We start from the raw sequence: 3,861 nt of genomic DNA, 5'->3' as shown, positions 1-3,861 counted from the left end.
GAGTAGCGTCGAAGGTTGACAAAACTATAGGAACACCCAATGACTATGTCACGGATACGTCAGTGTTTGGTATGCCTGCAATGTGCAGCGCATAAATTCGGTGCCGCAGCGCGATGCTGATGCTATAGTTACTGCGGTTAATGAGGGTCAAGAGAAAGGTTACAGGTGAAATCCAAACCTCGACCATACAGTCGATGACCCCATGCAGGTGCTTTCTGCGCGTGCACGGGGTGTGAGCGCCGAGCGGCGTGCCGCCCGCGCATGCGTATACATGTCTAAAAGTCCACGGATTGCGTGCCGGCATGGTCACGCGGTCCGCAGGAATAATGATGGGGAGCACCATTGAATTATCTGAGTGAGATGCTCAAATTGCCGGTCTTGGACGTCGATGGCGAAAAGCTCGGCGTTGTGAACGATTTTGGCATTGCAACCGGCGAAGTTTTTCCGCACGTGACGTCGCTCGCGTTCCGTGGTCCCGGCAAGACGCCGTTTATGATCAGCTGGCGCAAATGGGTCGACCGTATCGACGAGACGGGCGTGCACCTTAAGTCGCCGGCCACCGAAATCCGTTTTTCGTACCTGCAGCCGACCGAGCTGTTGCTGGCTCGCGACGTGCTCAATAAGCAGATTGTCGACACGCAGGGCATGAAGGTCGTGCGCGTCAACGACATCAAGTTCTCCATGTCGGGCGAAAATCAGCTGCGCCTGCTGGGTGCCGAGGTCGGCGCCCGCGGTCTGCTGCGCGCGATCAGCCCCGCGCTCGAGCACGTCGTCGAGGGCTTTATGAAGCACCTGGGCAAGCCGCTCAGCGAGGACATTATCGCCTGGTCTTACATGGACCTGCTCGATCGCTCGACTAAGAACATCCAGCTCTCGGTGTCGCACAAGACGCTTGGCGAGCTGCATCCTGCCGACATCGCTGACATCATCGAGCAGCTCGACCCGCGCCTGCGCGCGCAGGTGTTCGCGCAGCTCGATACGGCACAGGCCGCCGAGGCCATCTCGGAGTTCGATGACGACGAGCTCATGACCGAGATGCTCGAGGGCCTGTCCGATACCGACGCATCGTCGATGCTGGCCATGATGGACCCGGACGATGCTGCCGACCTGATCGACGAGCTCGATTATGAGAAGGCCGAGAAGCTCCTGCGCCTGATGGGCGTCAAGGAGGAGAAGGCGATTCGTAATCTGCTGGGCTACGAGGACAACACCGCCGGCCGCATCATGACCTCGGAGTTTGTCTCGCTGCCCGCCACGGCGACGGTCGGCGATGCCATCGAGGCGATTCGCAAACTCGACGAGGACTTTGAGAGCGTCTATTACGTCTATACCGAGGATCCGAGCGGCATGCTGACGGGCGTGCTTTCGCTGCGCACGCTGATCGTGGCCGACCGCGACGCCACGCTGGGCCAGCTCGCCTATCGCGATCTGGTCTACGTGTCGCCCGACGAGGACCAGGAAGACGTGACGGACGAGATGACCAAGTACGACCTGGTTGCCATCCCTGTCTGCGACGAGAACCGTCATATCCTGGGTATCGTGACCTTCGACGACGCCATGGACGTAATCGCCGAGGAGCATCAGGAGGACCTGCAGATCGCCGGTGTCGGCTCGGGCGATAGCGCGTCGGACGACTCGACGAACGTGCTCAGCTGGTTCGTGCATCGTCAGTACTGGGTCGTCGTGTGGGGCATCGCCTCGTGCATTATGGCGACGGTGCTGGGGACGGCGCTGGGCTCCGCGCATCTGGTGGTGTTCCCCATGTGCGCCATGCCGCTCGTGCTGCTGGCTGCCTCGCGCATGGTGTCGTTCGTCAAGAACTACTTCCTCGAGTACGACGGTCACGACGACGAGCCCAAACCGTACCTGGGATTCTTCTTCCAGAGCATGGGCATGGGCCTGATCCTTTCGCTTGTTACTTACCTGTGCGCGCAGCTGGTGCGCACCGCTGCGTTCCCCGATGCCTCTATGTTTGAGGAGCAGCTCTTTACCGGCTGCTTTAACATTGCCGCCATCATCTGCCTGGTGGGCAACATGAGCGCCGTGATTTACCTGATGGTGCTGTTCTGGCGCGACGAGCACGACCTTAACACGTCGGGTACCGCCATGAACGTTATCGCCGTCATGATCTCGTGTGTGGCGTACTGCATCGCCGCGGTGCTGCTCACCATGTCGGTCATGGGATAGGTGGTCGCGTGCAAAACACGAAGCAAAAGGCGAGCACCAAGCAAAAGCTGACCATCGCCGCCATCTTTGGCGCCATGGGCCCCGGTCTGTTGGCGGCGCTTTCGGGTAATGACGCCGGCGGCATCGCCACGTATTCCAGCGCGGGCGCCAGCTATGGTTACAAGATGCTCTGGATGCTTCCCGTCATGACCGTGCTGCTCATCGTGACGCAGGAGACCGCGGCGCGCTGCGGATGCGTCACGGGTAAGGGCCTGGCGTCGCTCATTCGCGAGCGCTTTGGCGTGCGCAAGAGCGTGCTGGCCATGGCGGCGCTGTTGATCGCCAACACGGCCGTGACCATTTCGGAGTTTGCGGGTATCGCGAGCGGACTTGCCCTGTTTGGCGTGCCGGCGAGCATTTCGGTGCCGCTCGTGGCGCTGCTGGTGTGGATGCTTACCATGTCGGGCAGTTTCCAGCGCATCGAGAAGATTTTGCTGCTGGTAAGCTGCGTGTTCGTGACCTACATCGTCGCCGCGTTTATGGCCGGCCCCAACTGGGGCGAGGTCGCGGTCGACTTGGTCGTCCCCAATATTCAAAACGACCCCAGCTACGTGTCGCTCGTGGTCGCAACGATCGGTACCACCATCGCACCGTGGATGATCTTCTTGGCTCAGAACAACGTGGTCGATAAGAATGCGGGCGAGGACGACATCGTGCTGCAGCGTATTGATACCGTGAGCGGTTCGATTGCTGCTGATATCATTGCGGGCTTCATTATCATCACGACCGGTACTGTGCTGTTCCCGGCGGGTATTCAGATTAGCGATGCCGCCGATGCCGCCCGCGCGCTGGAGCCCATCGCGGGCCAGTGGTCCACGGTGTTGTTTGCCTCGGGCCTGGTCGCAGCGAGCTTTTTGGCTGCCTGCGTGCTGCCGGGCGTTACGTCGAGTGCCATCTGCGAGGCATTTGGTTGGGAACGAGGCGCCGATCGCAGCTGGGACGAGGCCCCGGTCTATCGCGGCATCATTACGGCCATCATCGGCATTTCTGCCGTGTTGGTGCTCATGCCCGGCGTCGATTTGTTCCAGATTATGATGACCTCGCAGGTCATCAACGGCGTGCTGCTGCCCGTAGTTTTGGTATTCCAGGTGGTTATCGCGGCGGATCGCCACATTATGGGGGCCAACCGCAACGGTCGCGTGTGGAACGTGCTCACGTGGGCGACTATCGGCGTGATTACGGTGCTGACGGTCGTCATGTTTGTGCTGCAAGCGATGGGCTACAGCGCGTAGCGCCTCTTTTGGGTTTCGAGCGGGCCGCGGCCATGGGCTGCGGCCTCTTTTTTGCCCGCTACAGGGGGTCAGCTATATAACGATGGGCAAAAAATGCCAAATATGAGTACTGTTGCTAGACTGATGACATTTACGGCCAAGAAGATAATGAACATAACCTATAGTATGTTCATTAAAATTGGCTCCAATACACCTTAAACAAGTCAGGTTGGCTGCTTTAGGGGGTTGTAGGGGTTGCTCGGACGTCATTTTGGGTGGTTTTGCCTGCTACTAAAATGGTAACAGTACTCATATTTGCCCTTTTTTGCCCACAGACCTTTGAGGTTGCGGCGAAAAGGGCTTGTTTTGATTGTTTGGGGGGTGGCGCGCGCAGACGTGGTGTAAGAGCGTCCCGAGGTCCGTC

2 protein-coding genes are annotated in these 3,861 nt (G+C 59.2%); both read left to right on the top strand.

All coding sequences use genetic code 11. The features are described 5' to 3' along the window. Positions 1-342: 342 nt before the first annotated feature. Positions 343-2,187 carry a magnesium transporter gene (locus DW171_RS09905; protein ID WP_118271093.1) on the top strand — a complete coding sequence of 615 codons (1,845 nt, stop codon included), beginning with the start codon at positions 343-345 and terminating at the stop codon, positions 2,185-2,187. 74 nt (positions 2,188-2,261) lie between these two features. After that, positions 2,262-3,458: an Nramp family divalent metal transporter gene (locus tag DW171_RS09900; protein ID WP_055252163.1), complete on the top strand. Its 1,197-nt coding sequence runs from the start codon at positions 2,262-2,264 to the stop codon at positions 3,456-3,458. The last annotated feature ends 403 nt before the right edge of the window (positions 3,459-3,861 follow it).

Origin of the sequence: Collinsella sp. AM15-2, from assembly GCF_003471985.1 — a bacterium.
In the GTDB taxonomy this organism is placed as follows: domain Bacteria; phylum Actinomycetota; class Coriobacteriia; order Coriobacteriales; family Coriobacteriaceae; genus Collinsella.
This window is presented reverse-complemented; position numbering and strand designations above follow the sequence as displayed.